The sequence below is a fragment of the Paenibacillus sp. TY11 genome, from assembly GCF_059772165.1.
In genome coordinates, this window is record NZ_JCBAIQ010000001.1 from 123,458 (window position 1) to 139,390 (window position 15,933).

General features: G+C 43.3%; 14 protein-coding genes. 6 read left to right on the forward strand and 8 right to left on the reverse strand.

Features of this window, described 5'->3' with window-relative positions; all coding sequences use genetic code 11:
* Positions 1-22: 22 nt before the first annotated feature.
* Positions 23-1,072 carry a stalk domain-containing protein gene (locus AC6EJC_RS00590; protein ID WP_444952261.1) on the forward strand — a complete coding sequence of 350 codons (1,050 nt, stop codon included), beginning with the start codon at positions 23-25 and terminating at the stop codon, positions 1,070-1,072.
* A 121-nt stretch (positions 1,073-1,193) separates the two neighbouring features.
* Here AC6EJC_RS00590 and AC6EJC_RS00595 read toward each other — a convergent pair whose 3' ends face one another.
* Together AC6EJC_RS00595 and AC6EJC_RS00600 are read right to left on the reverse strand one after the other, a co-directional pair.
* Positions 1,194-1,991 (reverse strand): copper amine oxidase N-terminal domain-containing protein, encoded by a 798-nt coding sequence (locus AC6EJC_RS00595; RefSeq protein WP_444952262.1) that lies wholly within the window; start codon positions 1,989-1,991, stop codon positions 1,194-1,196.
* 185 nt (positions 1,992-2,176) lie between these two features.
* Positions 2,177-3,283: a hypothetical protein gene (locus tag AC6EJC_RS00600; RefSeq protein WP_444952263.1), complete on the reverse strand. Its 1,107-nt coding sequence runs from the start codon at positions 3,281-3,283 to the stop codon at positions 2,177-2,179.
* A gap of 304 nt (positions 3,284-3,587) precedes the next feature.
* Between AC6EJC_RS00600 and AC6EJC_RS00605 the strand changes: the two genes are divergently transcribed.
* Positions 3,588-6,161 carry a LamG-like jellyroll fold domain-containing protein gene (locus AC6EJC_RS00605; protein WP_444952264.1) on the forward strand — a complete coding sequence of 858 codons (2,574 nt, stop codon included), beginning with the start codon at positions 3,588-3,590 and terminating at the stop codon, positions 6,159-6,161.
* 89 nt (positions 6,162-6,250) lie between these two features.
* Here the strand turns inward: AC6EJC_RS00605 and AC6EJC_RS00610 are convergent, their stop codons facing one another.
* A complete protein-coding gene (locus AC6EJC_RS00610) occupies positions 6,251-7,432 on the reverse strand; it encodes an NAD(P)/FAD-dependent oxidoreductase (RefSeq protein ID WP_444952265.1) in 1,182 nt (393 codons plus the stop codon).
* 27 nt (positions 7,433-7,459) lie between these two features.
* A complete protein-coding gene (locus tag AC6EJC_RS00615; protein WP_444952266.1) occupies positions 7,460-7,894 on the reverse strand; it encodes a DUF1641 domain-containing protein in 435 nt (144 codons plus the stop codon).
* Positions 7,895-8,395: 501 nt separating this feature from the next.
* Here AC6EJC_RS00615 and AC6EJC_RS00620 point away from each other — a divergent pair.
* Positions 8,396-8,791 carry a rhodanese-like domain-containing protein gene (locus tag AC6EJC_RS00620; protein ID WP_444952267.1) on the forward strand — a complete coding sequence of 132 codons (396 nt, stop codon included), beginning with the start codon at positions 8,396-8,398 and terminating at the stop codon, positions 8,789-8,791.
* A gap of 24 nt (positions 8,792-8,815) precedes the next feature.
* Here the strand turns inward: AC6EJC_RS00620 and AC6EJC_RS00625 are convergent, their stop codons facing one another.
* On the reverse strand, positions 8,816-9,640 hold the full coding sequence (locus AC6EJC_RS00625; protein WP_444952268.1) for an HNH endonuclease: 825 nt from the start codon (positions 9,638-9,640) through the stop codon (positions 8,816-8,818).
* 263 nt (positions 9,641-9,903) lie between these two features.
* On the opposite strand from AC6EJC_RS00625, the gene AC6EJC_RS00630 reads away from it, so the two are divergent.
* Positions 9,904-11,397: an alpha-amylase gene (locus tag AC6EJC_RS00630; protein WP_444952269.1), complete on the forward strand. Its 1,494-nt coding sequence runs from the start codon at positions 9,904-9,906 to the stop codon at positions 11,395-11,397.
* 63 nt (positions 11,398-11,460) lie between these two features.
* Here AC6EJC_RS00630 and gpmA read toward each other — a convergent pair whose 3' ends face one another.
* From gpmA to AC6EJC_RS00645, 3 genes are all read right to left on the reverse strand, one after another.
* Positions 11,461-12,210 carry a 2,3-diphosphoglycerate-dependent phosphoglycerate mutase gene (gene gpmA / locus AC6EJC_RS00635; RefSeq protein WP_444952270.1) on the reverse strand — a complete coding sequence of 250 codons (750 nt, stop codon included), beginning with the start codon at positions 12,208-12,210 and terminating at the stop codon, positions 11,461-11,463.
* 208 nt (positions 12,211-12,418) lie between these two features.
* The gene (locus AC6EJC_RS00640; RefSeq protein ID WP_444952271.1) at positions 12,419-12,661 is read right to left on the reverse strand and encodes a Spo0E family sporulation regulatory protein-aspartic acid phosphatase; all 243 of its coding nucleotides are present in this window, start codon (positions 12,659-12,661) and stop codon (positions 12,419-12,421) included.
* A gap of 220 nt (positions 12,662-12,881) precedes the next feature.
* Positions 12,882-14,264, reverse strand: a complete 1,383-nt coding sequence (locus tag AC6EJC_RS00645) for a helix-turn-helix domain-containing protein (protein ID WP_444952272.1) — start codon at positions 14,262-14,264, stop codon at positions 12,882-12,884.
* 228 nt (positions 14,265-14,492) lie between these two features.
* Here AC6EJC_RS00645 and AC6EJC_RS00650 point away from each other — a divergent pair, with 228 nt between their 5' ends.
* On the forward strand, positions 14,493-14,942 hold the full coding sequence (locus AC6EJC_RS00650) for an AbrB/MazE/SpoVT family DNA-binding domain-containing protein (RefSeq protein WP_444952273.1): 450 nt from the start codon (positions 14,493-14,495) through the stop codon (positions 14,940-14,942).
* Positions 14,943-15,024: 82 nt separating this feature from the next.
* Positions 15,025-15,900, forward strand: coding sequence for a DNA-binding protein (locus AC6EJC_RS00655; RefSeq protein WP_444952274.1), 876 nt, complete (start codon positions 15,025-15,027; stop codon positions 15,898-15,900).
* Positions 15,901-15,933 lie beyond the last annotated feature (33 nt).

Genomic DNA, 15,933 nt, shown 5'->3' on the forward strand with positions numbered 1-15,933 from the left:
AAATAAAGGGGTAGACCAACGAATGAAATCACTGAAATCTATCAAAAAACCTGTCATCATCACTGCCGTATCCGCCTTGGCCATATCCGGGGCTCTTTTCAGCCAATCCACATATGCCGCACAAGTGACTAAGCCGATCCAAGCAGTATATAACAATATCAAAATCATCTATAACGGAACTGAAGTTCCTTATGATGCTAAAACCGAACCATTTATGATGGATGGCGTGACGTATCTCCCGCTTCGTCTGGCAGGTACGGCTTTGGATAAAAAAGTAGATTGGGACGGAACGAACAAACGCGTAGTTATTGCTGACAAAAGCGTTCCGATTGATCAATCCACAGTTACAGCACTGAACAATCAGATTACCACGCTGACTCAGGAGCTGAATACGGCAAAAGCAGCAAACACGACAAAAGATGCTACCATCGCTCAATTGCAAAAAGACAACCAGACGCTAAAAGATACAGCCAGCAAAAGTAGCACGGATACATTGAAGGATCTTGAACGCCAGTTGAATAGAGACTATCGCGATAAAAATAATGCCAATGCAGATATTACCTTGAAAGGTGATAAAAACGATATTACTGTGACTATTGAGTTGACAGAAAGTAGATGGAACGATATTTCAAGCAGTAGACAAGAATCTTATCTTGAAGATATTTCGAATGATATTTTGAAATCCTTTAAAGATGCTGATATTGAAGGAATCGTCAAAAATTCCAATAATGGAAACAAACTTGCAACCTTTGAATCCGATAGCAAAGGAAATGTGGATCTGGAAAAGCTATCCTCTAAAATTGATCTAAGTGAACTCAAAAGAGTATTACTCAACGACTTTGACCGCAAATACAATAATGTTTCTATAGACTTTAGCGTAAAGGGCGACTCCAGTGAAGTTACTGTGGATGCTTATGTTAAAACGGATGATTGGAATAGTCTAACTTACTACCAAAAGAATAGGATCCAAGAAGATATTATTTCAGATATTAGAAATAAAAATGTATCACGTGTAAAAGGTGTTGTTCATTCAAACGAAAACAACAGCACACTGGCGACCTTTAACTACTAAGTGAATAAATACTATAAATAAGAGGGAGTCCAAAAATAGACTTTCTTGACAGAAAAGAAGACAAGGAAAATAGCTTCCCTGTCTTCTTTTTCATAACTGCAATTTTTAGAAATCCGAACAATCAGTTAATCAACCTTCCTACGGAAGTAATATATTTTACATAATCTTTATCCGCATTGGTCGTATCTATATTTCTTGTATAAACCAAATTACCAGGAGTGGTGATTTTCACTTTGTAAAACATACTGGGTCTAGAATAAGGATTTACACTATAGGTCCCTTTGCTATAAACAATCATAGGATTAAAGTCGATTTGCCTGGAAGCAGGTGATAAGCCGCCCTCGTACATAGCATAAATATCCAATATGCCTTTCTTGCGATCCCAGTCAAAGGAAATAAGATTAAATGCATTCGCATCAATGACTTGGGCCAAGTCTTGTCCCTTAAACCTCATAAGAACTGGACTCTCCGTAAAGCTATCATGTCTTAGTTTCAATAAGCCACGTTGGGGATCCCACTCCATCTTCGCATCTGTATCCTTCAACAAAATGGATACCGGCAAAAACATCGCGTTGCTTTTCATGATGGGGACTGTGTCCATTGTCACCGACTCACCGTTAACTGATATTTCGGGTGATCCAATCGTAGCCGTTACATTACGCCCCAACAGATCAACAGCAGCCGTCTTGTTCGCTGCATTATAACTTACTTTGCCGCCCAGTATATCCTCAGCCGCTTGGAGCGGTATAAGCAGTCTCCCCTTCTTATCCAAGAAAGGTGCTGCAGGGTAAGTATATAGAACGTAATGATCATTGACCTTCAGATGTATGGGGGTTTGAGCTTGAGCTGATGTCGAATTCGAGTGTGCAGTAGCAAAACTTAGTACAATCATAATACTGATTAATAACTTGATTTTCATAATGCCCTCCTAATTATTTTGTTTAGGCTCAAAACCAAAATTACGGTGGAGGAGTCCAGTTGAGTATGCTTAACATGGAAAAACATCTGCCAAGCCACATTGTTGTAAGTCCCACCCAACAACAAAGGAAATGACAGATGCTACTCAGTATATTTTAGCTTGAGCCATTGTTTAACTAATTGTTCTTATCGGTTTGGATTTCTGATCCATACACTTGGACCAAAATGAGTAATATAATCGGTGGGCCAATCAATCGTACCGAACCACTGACTTCCATCCCAAAACGAGTAATCCCGATAGTCATCCCATGGATAATAATAATCTGAATTGAATTTTGAGACTACCAATTCTGAAAACTCCCCATTGATAGCACTTCCATAGATATTGCTGCCATCAAAGTTTTTTTTCGCTATTGCCGTCACTCTCTTAACAGACATGGATGATAGGTCTGAAGAGTCAAAAGAGGTTTGCATAACGACGATTTGATTGTAGTAGGCTAACAGATAAGCGTTATAGGTACTATTATCAATATAAAATTTAACTGAATTAAATCCCTCGTAATTTACCCACGACTCTGTAGAATATCTATAATCTCCATTTTTAATGTATCCTAAGTATCTTTTTTGGCCCGTTTGAAAGGAAAATCCCCCCTCGATTTTCCGTCCATTCTTCGCATCAAAACCATAATACGCCCATGGCTGTTCGTTTGCTCCTAGGTCCTCAGCTCTTGGCAGAATCACACGTGCATTAACCCCATCAAAACCATCATAATCCAATTGAACCCTTGAAAAAGCTCCAGTTGTTCCTCCACTTACTTGCGATGGAGTAGGATTATATTTACTTGATATGGAAACATCATGTTTGTTGCTTGGTTCACTCAAAGAGTTTGTTTTCATATAAGTAGCATCCGTTACACTATCCTCTTTTGATTCAACTTTATCCGCCATGCCTACATAACCCTTTTCTGAGCTGTATACTTCTCCATCGAGTGTAAGATATATGTATTCCGACTTGTTAAGCTTCTCCAGATTATGTTGTAGATCACTATTATTCTTACTCTTTAGTGATGTACTATCCGCTGTATTCAGCAGTTCAGCAATAGATGCCTTCGGATTAACAGCGATCTTGTGTTCTTGAAGCTCATGGACTATGGCCCGCTGTTTGAGATTTTCAAAAAATGAAGCATCGTACGTACTAGGCTTCGATTCCGCATAGGCGAGACTTCCCGAAAGTGAGGAGCACATGAGAATGGTTGCTAACCCCATACCTAAAAACTTTTTTTTCCTAAACATACACAAACCTCCTAGTTATTTTTCGAAACTAGCATACTCCCACAAATATATAACGTCAACCATAATTTATAAATTTTACCTAAAAAGAGAGTATAGTATTTTACATATCGTAGTGTATAGAAGGATCAACTACATATCAAAAAAGAAAGTGTGGAGCAGTGGCGTCAAAGTCGCTTGGATGCTGAGACCCTCCTTATAGCCATATAATTCATAAATACATTAATAATATTTATAAATATAAAGGTATTTAGCAATGAAAGCAGAATATATCTCTGTATTCCAATTTAGAAAGGGGCAAATGTGTATGATGAGAAGTTTTGTTAAACGTAAGGTCAGGAAAAGCATTGCAATAACACTAACATTATTATTAGCAATTGCAAGCGTACCATTAGGTGCAAGTGCAATAGACGCGGCGGCAACGGTGCCAGACCAGAATAATAAGCAGGATGCGCCAACCTTCTCTAATGTATCGGTTCATGACCCTTCCATTGTCAAAGACGGTGACACTTATTATGTATTTGGGTCACACATCTCTGCGGCGAAGTCAAAAGATCTTACAAACTGGACTTCTTTTGCAAACGGTTACACTACGCCTGGGAACACACTTTACGGGGACTTATCGAAGAATCTGGCTGGATCTTTCGCTTGGGCGGGTGAGAATGATGCGGACAGTAAGGGAGGATTCTCGGTATGGGCGCCCGATGTATTTTGGAATGAGCATTATGTCAATGAGGATGGAACAAAAGGGGCATATATGATTTATTATAGCGCATCTTCCACCTACATTCGTTCCGCGATCGGCATTGCAGTTGCACCCAAAATCGAGGGTCCATATCAATATGTGGATACCATTATCCACACTGGTTTTACGAAGGAGACTGCATTCGATAAAGATAGCAAGGTAGATAAAAAATGGACAAATACGCCGATTCAACAACTCATTAAGGAAGGCAAGCTTGAGGGTCCTAGACCGGGATGGTTTAATACCGATGGTTCTTATGCGAATCGGATGTTCCCAAATGCAATCGATGCAAGCGTTTTTTACGATGCAAACGGGCGCTTGTGGATGACGTATGGATCATGGTCCGGGGGAATATTTTTACTTGAGCTGGATAAGGCAACTGGCAAACCCATGTATCCAGGTCAAGATGGAACTACGGAGGACGGCCGTCTGATTGATCGTTATTTTGGCACCAAGATCGCAGGTGGATACGGTGAGTCCGGGGAAGGTCCGTATATTGAATACAACCCAAAAACGGGTTATTACTATTTGTATGTAACTTACGGCGGTCTTGCAGCCGACGGAGGGTATAACATGAGGTTATTCCGTTCCAAGAGTCCGACAGGACCTTATAAAGATGCCAAAGGACAGAATGCTGTTTTGCCGGCAAACACCAAAAATACAACTTATGGCAACAAGTTGATAGGTAATTTCTTGTTCGATAGTAAGATAGGAGACCCCGGTACAGGCACTGGCTACGGCTATGTTTCCCCTGGACACAATTCTGTATACACCGATCCTGCTACTGGACAAATGTTTGTCGTCTTTCATACCCGATTCCCTCAGCAGGGGGAGACACATGAGCTGCGTATACACCAAATGTTTATGAATCAGAAGGACTGGCCTGTCGTAGCTCCTTACCGTTACAGTGGCGAGACGCTTACAAAGCTGGATGAGAAACAATTCATTGGCGATTATCAATATATTAATCATGGTAGTGATTCTTCGGCTACGATCAAGAATACAAAATTCATTCAGCTTAGAGCAGATCATACCATCGAAGGCGATGTGCAAGGAACATGGCGCAAGTCGGGAGATGCGAATATCCAATTAACACTGGATGGTGCTGTATTGGATGGGGTGTTCTTAAGACAATGGGATCAGGTTACGAATCAATACATCCTGGCGTTTACAGTTTTATCGAATAAAGGTGAGATGGCTTGGGGCAGTAAGCTCCCTGATATGACCGATACGACAGTAGTGGACAGTGTGTATCGTGAATTAGATCTTGGCGATACAAGTCGGGTGACGGCTAATTTGAATCTTCCGAAGGAAGGCAGTCGACAATCCTTAATTACCTGGAAAACCTCAGACCCAAGTGTCATTTCCAATACAGGTGAAATCAAGCGTCCCGGGATCGGGGAAAAGGCTGTGTCAGCCACTTTGACAGCTACCATTACCAAAGGGGAACGTAGTCGGGACAAAATTTTTAACATCACGGTATCCCCTTATGAGAAGGCAGCATTGACTGCGTCATACACATTTGAAAATAGCCTGGAGGATCAGAAAGATGCTTTTGCTAATGGCGAAGTTATTGGTGACCGGATCGATCGCCAGGGAGGAAGTGTATCCTACGCTGAAGGCGTAAGGGGCCAAGCTGTATTCCTTGATGGAAAGTCCGGCATTGCTCTACCTGAGGGACTCATATCCAGCTCAGCCTATTCCGTGTCGCTGTGGGTGAAACCAAGCGAGTTGACTCTGCATACACCTACTTTTTTTGGAGCTATGGATAGTAACCACTGGATTAGCCTTCTGCCCAGAGGACCCGAGAAGGATAACACGATGGTCTGGTCCGGCAGCTCATCCTGGTATACCGGCAGTACCGGCCTGAAGATCAAAGCAAATGAATGGACACATCTCGCCTTCACTGTAGATCATGGAGTATTAGCCGTATATGTGAATGGCAATCCTCAATTTACCGGCTCAGGATTCCCGGATATCTTCACCTCCAAATCTGGAACATTCAGCTTAGGTGTCAACTGGTGGGACCCTGCGTTCAAAGGGTCTATTGATGAGCTAAGTATATTTGAAGGTGCGCTTCCTCCTGTACAGGTGACAGAGTTAGCAAAGATGGAAGTGAGCCAAGACTATAAGTGAACGGTAAGCATCGCTAGTGTCAAAAAGCTACAAAAAGAGAGCGCAGAACAGCGCTCTCTTCCAATGAAACATATAAAATGTAAAGAATATTAATAGGCCAATGCAAAAAGTCCTTTGATGTGGGACAGGTAACGGATGTTACTGCCTTCCTTCATCAAAGTGGCTACAGCGCCCTTCAGTTGGGTGCCATTCGCGCCTACAGTACCGATCGCGTCTGTTCTGCCCAAGCTGCCCAGTGTACCGGAGAATACTGGTGTAAAGCGTTCCATTTTCGCTCCGTTGAAATAAGCGAAGATGTTGTAACCAACTAATTCGCCCATTTGCCAAGCCAACTGTGCAGTTGGAGGGTATGGACGCTCGCCTTCACCCGGGAACACCACTGCGCTGTCGCCAGCGAGGAAGATGTCTTCGTGAGAAGTCGATTGCAGTGCACCATTCACAGTTGCGCGACCACGGTTTACTTCGATACCAGATGCGCCAACCAGTGCATTACCTTGTACGCCGCCTGTCCAGATCAGTGTGTTCGTTTTGATCGAACGTCCGTCTTTCAGCAGAACTTCGTCGGCTTTCATTTCTGTAATCGGAACACCCGCTACGATTTGAACGCCACGTTTTTCAAGGCTTGTTACTGCACGATCAACCAGTGGTTGAGGGAAGCCTGCCAAAATAGATGGTCCAGCTTCTACACAATACAAGTTGATATCTTCGTAGTTAATACCTTTTTCGCGACAAACCGCAGGCAGTTTGTCAGCATATTCGCCCACCAGCTCAACGCCTGTCAGACCGCCACCACCGATAACGATTGTAGCGTCCGCTTGGTTACCGGATTGCTTGTAAGCATCCAGACGAGCTTCCACATGTGCGCGAATGCGATTGGCTTCTGCCACTGATTTCAGGGTGAAGCTATGTTCTTGCAGTCCCGGAATACCAAAGTAAGCCGTTTCGCTGCCCAGGGAAATAACGAGAGCGTCATAGCTCAACGTAGCACCACTGGCCAAGGTTACTTTTTTATCGTCCGGCTTGATTTCGGAAACAGTATCCACTTTCAGGATAATCTCTTTGTTACGCAGCAGTTTTTCCAAAGGAAGCGCAACAGCTTTTTCGGCAATTGTACCTGCCGCCAAACGGTGCAGTTCCGTAATAATTTGGTGCGACGCAAAGCGGTTAACCACTGTAATGGTTGCTTGGCTAGCGTCCATATGCTGGCGTGCTGTAAGAGCGGCCAGCAATCCGCCGTATCCGCCGCCCAAGATCAAAATTTGCTTCGACATGTCCATCCTCCGTTCTCGATCAGGTAATTATTTGCTTTCGCGTTGGCGCTCATTCAAAATATCCAGGAAAGCCTGGCTGAAACGCAGCGTTTTTTGTACATTCGGATCTTTAAGCATTTTGAGCAGGCCAAACAGACCTACACTGCCAGTATCCGTAGTTTGTACGCGGTCATTTGCTTCGATGGCAGCAGAAGCCAAGCCTTTAGCCGATTCTGTAACAGGCTTCACAAACTCTCCCATGGAGCTTTTCATATCTCCGATAAAGACAGGGTCAGTTGCCAGACTGCGGGCTACATCATAAGCGTCGGTCATCAAAGTAACCATCTCAGTCAACTTGGGCAGATTCTCTACCAGCACGGTCAGCGATTGCTGAACCTCCGGTTTCATCAATTGGTCCAATACATCCCGAGACTCTTTGGTAGCTTCTTGTGTTACTGCCACCTCTTGTTGGTTTTCAGACATGCGTGAACGTCCTCCTTTACTGTGAAAATAGAAGTCCATTCCTTTCTCGTAACCTGTATCCATAAACTCTAGCAATAAAACGTTCATTGAATTCACGCCCTCAAACATGCAAGAAGCACAGCTAAAAACGGCCTATACCCTAAAGGGCAAGACTGATTTATCGCAGATGCCAATTGTATATTGCTCAGACGGTATTCTGTTGTTACTGCTGCGGAATATCTCACGAAGCGCTCCTTCGTGACTACAACAGGCCGAAACGGAACCCTATACCTCTATATTACACCTTTCACAACACAATCGTCGAAGAAATTTTAAATTTGCACAAATTTCTACAAAATTTTTATTGTTATTTTAGATAAAAATTAGAATAAGCTCGGTTTTTGTCCAAGTTTACCTAAAAAAAAGGGTCATTTTATAGTAGAGGAGGGTAATAGAGAGAGTGCGTTTCATTTCGATAATATGAAAATAACACAAAATATATTCATACGGAGGTTTAAAACGATGGCTAAAACATTTGGAGATATGGTTCAGGAAGCGAGACGGCACGTTCAGGGCATTGATTCACAGGAGGCACGTCAGCGAATGGAGGCAAATCCTAATACATTCGTTATCGACGTACAGGATTCCCATGATGCAGGCGCTTGCGGCCTGATTCGCGGAAGCGCCAATATTTCACTGGGCATGCTACCCATCCGAGCTGACTTGGAGGTTCCACAGGATTTGCGTGACGAACGCTTACGTGATCGCAACCGTCCGATTATCACCACCTGTGGAGCAGGCGGACAAGCCGCATTGGCAGCTTATACACTCCAGCAGATGGGCTTTACCAATGTAGCCTTTATCGAAGGCGGAACAACAGCCTGGAAGGAATCCGGCTTTGAAGTAGAACTGTACTAAGGGACCTATGCTCCAAGAATCGCCCTACGTACATAGGGTGTCCTCAGGGGCATCGGGATTATCATGTGCCTCGAAATCATCGGGAGACGGCAGCGGCACACCGGACTCAATGAACTCATCTACATCGCGGGCAGCTTTAACTTGATTGCACTCGTTGCAGGCACAAACACAATTGACCGGCGTTGTGTGCCCACCCTTAGCCCGAGGCAGTAAATGATCAATCGTGTCACCGTAGTCCCCGCAAAAAAAGCAAGTATAGCGGTCACGCTTAAGCACATATTGACGAAATTCCTTATTGCTATACAGTCTGCGGACGGTGTATGGATTAACAATCACTGCCATACGCTCTCTGACCAAGGTCATAGCCAGATCAAGTTCAATCTCCTGATGCCAGCGTCTCCCCTGGTCGGTTTTGCCTCTTAGCCGAATCATGCCATTGCGATTGAGCCGCAATGCCCGGGTATCCGCAGGCTTTAATCTGCTAAGCAGATGCCGAACCCGTTGCCGGTGGCGCTCACGCGCTTTATCCGTGACCGGCTTCCTGCGGGGACGTTGTTGTGCCTCCATAGATAGTGACGCCTCCAGGCTGTACGTATCTGCTTCAAGGCTATGCTGCGTCACGGGAGCAGCCGAGGGGTTCGTTTCCTCGCCAAAAGGAGCGGACGTAGCCGCACGTTCTTGCGGGGCCAACCCCCGGCAGGAACGGCAAGGACCACGCCGGGAATAAGGACCAGCCCGACGACCAGTTCTGCGCTGAAAGTCCGTTAATGGTTTCATCTCCTGACAATACGTACATTTTTTTATCAGCGGTTTGCTCGCTTCATCCTTGTTCTGCTGCGGTTCTATCACGTCCACCCCTCCTTTCCTCTTTTGCTCACGCTTCACGGTTTGCCCAAAACCCGAACTATTGTTTAGTTAGATTCATTTTACCGTTTTCACGTTTCGTTTTCTAGCTACCCGAGTCGTTGTGAACACTCAGGTATAACAAATTTTAATGATTTAGCATACGTTATACAGCGATCCTTGTTCTTCATTCAACATCATATTGACCGTCTGACGTTTAGCCCCCCTCACTTGGTGGGTAACTTGTTATATATGAAGGAGGGACGCACATGAAAAGGAACCATACGATGATGCAATTTTTCGAGTGGAATGTCGAAGCTGACGGTTCTCACTGGAAAAAGCTTGCCCGCCTGGCACCGGAACTGAAGGCCAAAGGAATTGACGCGATATGGATTCCACCTGTCACCAAAGGCCAATCGCCCGAGGATACGGGATACGGCGTCTATGACCTTTACGATCTGGGCGAATTTGACCAAAAGGGTGCGGTGCGCACCAAATACGGAACCAGGGAAGACCTGCTGGAAGCTGTTGCCGCCTGCGTTCGCCACGGTGTGGCCGTCTATATCGATCTGGTCATGAACCATAAGGCCGGTGCGGATGAAACCGAAGTATTCAAGGTCGTCGAGGTCAACCCCGATAACCGCAATGAGGTCATTTCCGAGCCTTTTGATATCAAAGGCTGGACTAAATTTACGTTCCCCGGCCGTCAAGGTCAGTATTCCACATTTCAATGGAACTTTGAACATTTTAACGGAACCGATTACGATGCAAGCCAGGACCGGACAGGAATCTATCGTATTTTAGGTAAAAATAAAAGCTGGAACAAAAATGTAGATGATGAATTCGGCAATTATGATTATTTAATGTTCGCCAATATTGACTATAATCATCAGGATGTGCGCAAGGAAATGATTCGCTGGGGCAAATGGCTGGTGGATACCCTGCAATGCAACGGATTTCGTCTGGATGCGATCAAGCATATTAATCATGAATTTGTACGGGAGTTCGCGACAGAAATGATCAAAAAGCGTGGACAGGATTTTTATATGGTAGGCGAGTTTTGGAAGCCGGATCTGGAATCGTGTCAAAAGTTCCTGGACACCATTGATTATAAAATCGACCTGTTTGACGTATCCCTCCACTACAAACTACATAGCGCTTCCTTGGGTGGTAAGGATTTCGATTTAAGCACCATTTTCGAGGATACGCTTGTTCATACCCATCCCTTGAACTCGGTTACTTTTGTCGATAATCATGATTCCCAGCCGCACGAAGCGCTCGAATCTTGGGTAGAGGATTGGTTTAAGCCCAGCGCCTATGCACTCATCTTGCTGCGCAAGGACGGTTATCCCTGCGTGTTCTACGGCGATTACTACGGCATCCAGGGACAAACACCCGTGAAAGGCAAGCAAGCTGAGCTAGACCCGCTCCTATATGCTCGGTACCATAAAGCTTATGGTGGGCAAAAAGATTATTTTGATGATCCCCATACGATTGGATGGGTTCGTCAAGGCGTGCCTGAGCTAGAAGGCTCCGGATGTGCTGTGGTGATTACCAACGCAAATGACGGGAAAAAGCGCATGTTCGTAGGTAAACAACGTGCAGGAGAAGAATGGATGGATTTGACCGGGCATCACGATCATACCGTAAAGATCGAGCAGGATGGCTACGGCATATTTCCCGTTCGTGCCGGCAGTGTATCGGTATGGGCACTTCCCGCCGAGGATGACAGCCTGGAAACAGAAGACGAAGCGAACGCTTAATTTATACCAACACAAAGAGGACAGGATGCGAGGAAGCGCCCTGTCCTCTTTGTGTATGGAAAGTCACTCCGTCACCTTGCTTTGGTTGGCCACGGCCTGCTTCTTAGCCTCTACATGACTCGGATCACCGAGATAGAAGCGCCGGATGGGATCTATTCGCTCGTCCAGCTCGTACACCAGTGGAATGCCTGTCGGAATATTCAAATCAATCAGTGCGGTTTCGTCCAGATTCTCCATATACTTGATTAAGGCCCGTAAAGTATTACCATGTGCAGAAATGATAACTCGGTCCTTTTTGAGAATTAAAGGAACAATTCGCTGCTTCCAAAACTCACCGACCCGATGCACGGTGTCCTCCAGACTTTCCCCAAGCGGCAGCTCCTCTGGCTTAATATGGCGATAACGCTCTTCCCGATGTGGGCTCCGTTCGTCCTTCTCATCCAGCATGGGAGGCCGCACCGTCAGGCTACGCCGCCAGATATGAACCTGTTCTTCTCCGTATTCGACGGCAGAATCCAGCTTGCTAAGCCCCTGAAGGGCACCGTAATGGCGTTCATTGAGCTTCCATGACTTCTGCACAGGTATCCACAGATGATCCAGCTCATCCAAGATGTGATACAACGTGCGGATAGAACGTTTTAGCACAGAGGCAAATGCCAAATCAAACGTATATCCAGCCTCCTTGAGAATACGTCCCGCCTCAATGGCCTCATGAGTTCCCTGTTCGGTCAGGTCCACATCCGTCCAGCCTGTGAACAGGTTTTGTCGGTTATACACGCTTTCTCCATGCCTCACCAGTACCACTTGATACATATACTCACTCCTCTCCTGTCTGTCTCTATGTTTTACCCAACTTCTATGTATTTAACGTAAACTGCAATTTTTAAACCGTTTCTTCTTAATCGTGACGAGTCCGGGTAATAACAGTCGATGCCTATAATAATAAATTTACATTTTATTACATAGGGATGTATTTTTATTTTTATCTCAAATAATCCATTTTATTGAATAATTATGATCGTTATATGGGATTGAGAGGAGGAATATTTTTGCATAAGGAAGGAGTGGTTTTTGAGGTTTCTGACTGAACATAGTGATGCTTATTCTGATACATACGATTGTACTGATTAATTAGTTCGTCCAAAAACATAGCCTGCTCAAGTACGCAAGCATGTCCAAAACCATACTGTCCATAAAGATCATGCAATCGTTGTCTGGCACTTTCTATCTGTTGATTTAACGTTAAATTTCCATCATTGTTCATGTGCATTACCCCCTAGTGAATTATTTTAAGAGGTAATGAACAAATACATCATGATCTTTTTTTAGCTAAAACAACAAAATAAACAAAAAAGCCAACCGAAGGGCTGGCCCATAGTAAGAATTTAAAAATTGATTAAAATGACCCAATGTGTCCTTGAACTTGAATTGTGTAATAACTTGGGATTTCGGTTGGAACTGGTAGTTCGAATACCAGTAAAAAGCTAGTCGCTACAAATAGCAAAGCCGTCTTTTCGATCATTTCTTTCCCACATATTGTACCGAGCTAGTATTCCAGGTTCGGCATATGCTCTGAAACGCTCAAACAAACCAACACAATTAGCAATAAGAAGTGCATGTTTAAGAGTAACGGCTTTTTCAAAAGCATCTATCAAACATTTGAAACCATATGAGTATCTGCCTTTATTCAGGTTATACTTGGCTAACTTATACCAGAATCGTACAGTTTCTTCGAGTATAACTTGCTGCTCTGTTAATGTGCTCGTATATACTTGATCTCGATAAGCTTCAATTTGGGGTTCAAATCGCTGAAGAATATGATCAATGTCGATGTCGTACCGGTTAGCTACTTCTATAACGTTTAAAAGTTCAGCAAAAAAATGTTTTTCGCCTGAAATACGGCCAACGTAATCTGACAGCACGCTAATATCCCCAGACATAAGCCTATTAACGTAAGTATTAATTTGGGCCCATTGCTGAAATTTACCTAACCAATGGAGTGTATCTGGATCATTTTCTTTAACCCAGCTTAGATCAGTATAGCCACGTATATGATCTAGAGCCTGTTCATGATCTCCATTCGCATCACAAGCGTGTGCACACATCAGTTCAGCATAAGCTATGTATACAAACAGAGGTCTGCTAAGTTTCTTTACCGGTTTTATTTCTCGCTTGGAGTTATGAACCAAATCGTACTGAATTTGTCCTAACTTATACATTTGGCATGAGAATTTATAGACCTTATCCCACATGCTCAATGATCTATACACGTTGGCCAAGTCTTTCAAGGCATCCAGTTGGTCAACTTCATCTAAACGATCGACAAAAGGTTCAAATTTAGCAGCCGCTTGAAGATTTTGAGCCTGATCTTCCCCGATCCGGATGCTGAACAAACGATACTGGCATAAAGCAAGCCGTTCTGAATGCTGCTTTCTTTCACTCACAGCCGCGTTTTCATAAAGATAAGCTGCTGTGTCCCGATACCCTTTGTGGAACAAATCCTCAGCCAGTTCAAAGAGTGAATGAGTGTAGATCGGATTATCTAGAAACATACTTACAGCACGCTGTAAGCAATCAAGCCGCCCTAACTCAACACAACGATATACGAAAGGTTTTACTCTCCGCCAATTCAGTGGGGATTCTTCAACGCATTCTTCAACGAATCGCTCATAAAAATAATCCGGTGGTAAATTCATGCCCATCGTAATGCGATCCAGTTGATTAACAGATAAAGAACGATTGCCTGTGATGATGCCGCTAACAGTACCTACATTTAAATTAGTGATATGGCCAAACTGGGTCATGCTTAAGCCTTTCTGTTTCAGATATCTTTCAATTTCTGCCCGAATCGTAGGTGTTATTTCCATGAATAAACCACCCTTTCAGCGTGAGCTTTGGAAGTCTGCAAATTTAAACAAAAAGAAGAATTGGAAAACTTATAATATAATGAAATATTTGTATGTTTTCAATATACCATCTATTGGTACAACAATAAATACCTCTTTTTGGAGAACATTGGATTATGTACGCAAAAATCACAGGTGACGGTTCAGAGAATGAAGTGGGTTTCTATCATCTGATAAGGAGGATATCCATTGAAGAGAACAGGTATGACACGTCCCTTAGATACGTTGGGCCGGATTGTTATTCCCATGGAAATCCGAAACTCAATGGGGATTGAGATTGGCGAGCCTTTAGAATTTTATATGGACGTTGAAAAAGGTTTTATGGGCATAGGAAAGTATAGTAGCGGGGTTTCCTGTAATTTGTGCAAATCATTTCAGGATTTAACCTATTTCAAAAGTTTACTTTTATGTAGACAATGTATACTCGACCTGAAGGGAAACGTAGGTGTTCGTCCCATTCCTGGCCCTGTTGTTAAGGAGTCTGCGTACAAAGCAAAAAAAGTAAATCGGTCGACACAAGAACTGGTTGAAAGCCTGAGAAGACTCATAAGCGAGCACCCGACAGCCAAGCAGAGTGAATATGCGAAAAGGCTTGGCGTGTCACAAGGCCGTATTTCCCAGCTTAAAAAGTTATTATAGCTTTTGATGACGTTTTCTTCATGATTTTACCTATAAAGGCTCCGTTATAGTGAAATGAGTCTATCTTATGGAGGCGTTAGTGATGGGGAATCGTTTTAAAACAGAGGAAGAAATTTATTTGTTGTCTGAACACGTGCATCCCTTGGATAAGGGTTTTGAATTGTTTCATCTAAATTATAGACAAAATGATTGGGCAGAAGCGGATCGCGTTGCTGACCACATTTTAAGTATGGCTGAACGCAGTTATAACAGTAGACAAAAATGGGGTGACGTTGTTCCTCTAAATCAGATGCTAAAGCACCCACTTATATTTTATTTTGGATACGGATACCTGGCTAAATCCATCGTTTTTCAGAAGCAAGGTCTTTTTGATCGAGCAAGAGAATATATAGCTAAATATGCCGACTTAGGATGGTACGAAAATGCTACGGACGAAGATATACAAGAAATAGAACGTTTTAAAGGATTTGCAGTGGCAAATGGATACGCTGTAGACTTATTATCAGGAAATAAGGAAATATTGAAGGAGTACATTGAGTTTATACAAGAAAACGACGAGGAAACATTGCCCGGATTAATCACAATTTTTGAGGCAGCAAACATAAATGAATGGAATATAGACGAGTATTATTATTATATTCCCGATCAGCTAGAGACTTTTTCCAGCTTTGAAGATCTTGGAAATCGTGTGTATTATGTGAAATTACTTAATCAACTAGCTATCTATAACATAAATCAGCAGCGGTATGGTATCGCCATAAATTATATTCTGAATTATTTGCAAACAGCTGTTACAATGGATTTATACAGGGAATTTATTACAACTATTTCCATGTTCGAAACCGTTCGTCCGTTTGCAACAACGGAACAGCTGACAAAGTATCAAAATATCTTACAGGGAGTGCATTCACATGAGAAAAACATTAGTAGTTACATTTATGCTGATGACATTTTTTAGTATTTTGATTCCGGTTTCCTCTCCATCTTCAAA

Coding starts and splice junctions, on each gene's coding strand:
- AC6EJC_RS00590 (WP_444952261.1), top strand. CDS start 23: ATGAAATCACTGAAATCTATCAAAAAACCTGTCATCATCACTGCCGTA.
- AC6EJC_RS00595 (WP_444952262.1), bottom strand. CDS start 1,991: ATGAAAATCAAGTTATTAATCAGTATTATGATTGTACTAAGTTTTGCT.
- AC6EJC_RS00600 (WP_444952263.1), bottom strand. CDS start 3,283: ATGTTTAGGAAAAAAAAGTTTTTAGGTATGGGGTTAGCAACCATTCTC.
- AC6EJC_RS00605 (WP_444952264.1), top strand. CDS start 3,588: ATGATGAGAAGTTTTGTTAAACGTAAGGTCAGGAAAAGCATTGCAATA.
- AC6EJC_RS00610 (WP_444952265.1), bottom strand. CDS start 7,432: ATGTCGAAGCAAATTTTGATCTTGGGCGGCGGATACGGCGGATTGCTG.
- AC6EJC_RS00615 (WP_444952266.1), bottom strand. CDS start 7,894: ATGTCTGAAAACCAACAAGAGGTGGCAGTAACACAAGAAGCTACCAAA.
- AC6EJC_RS00620 (WP_444952267.1), top strand. CDS start 8,396: ATGGCTAAAACATTTGGAGATATGGTTCAGGAAGCGAGACGGCACGTT.
- AC6EJC_RS00630 (WP_444952269.1), top strand. CDS start 9,904: ATGAAAAGGAACCATACGATGATGCAATTTTTCGAGTGGAATGTCGAA.
- gpmA (WP_444952270.1), bottom strand. CDS start 12,210: ATGTATCAAGTGGTACTGGTGAGGCATGGAGAAAGCGTGTATAACCGA.
- AC6EJC_RS00640 (WP_444952271.1), bottom strand. CDS start 12,661: ATGAACAATGATGGAAATTTAACGTTAAATCAACAGATAGAAAGTGCC.
- AC6EJC_RS00645 (WP_444952272.1), bottom strand. CDS start 14,264: ATGGAAATAACACCTACGATTCGGGCAGAAATTGAAAGATATCTGAAA.
- AC6EJC_RS00655 (WP_444952274.1), top strand. CDS start 15,025: ATGGGGAATCGTTTTAAAACAGAGGAAGAAATTTATTTGTTGTCTGAA.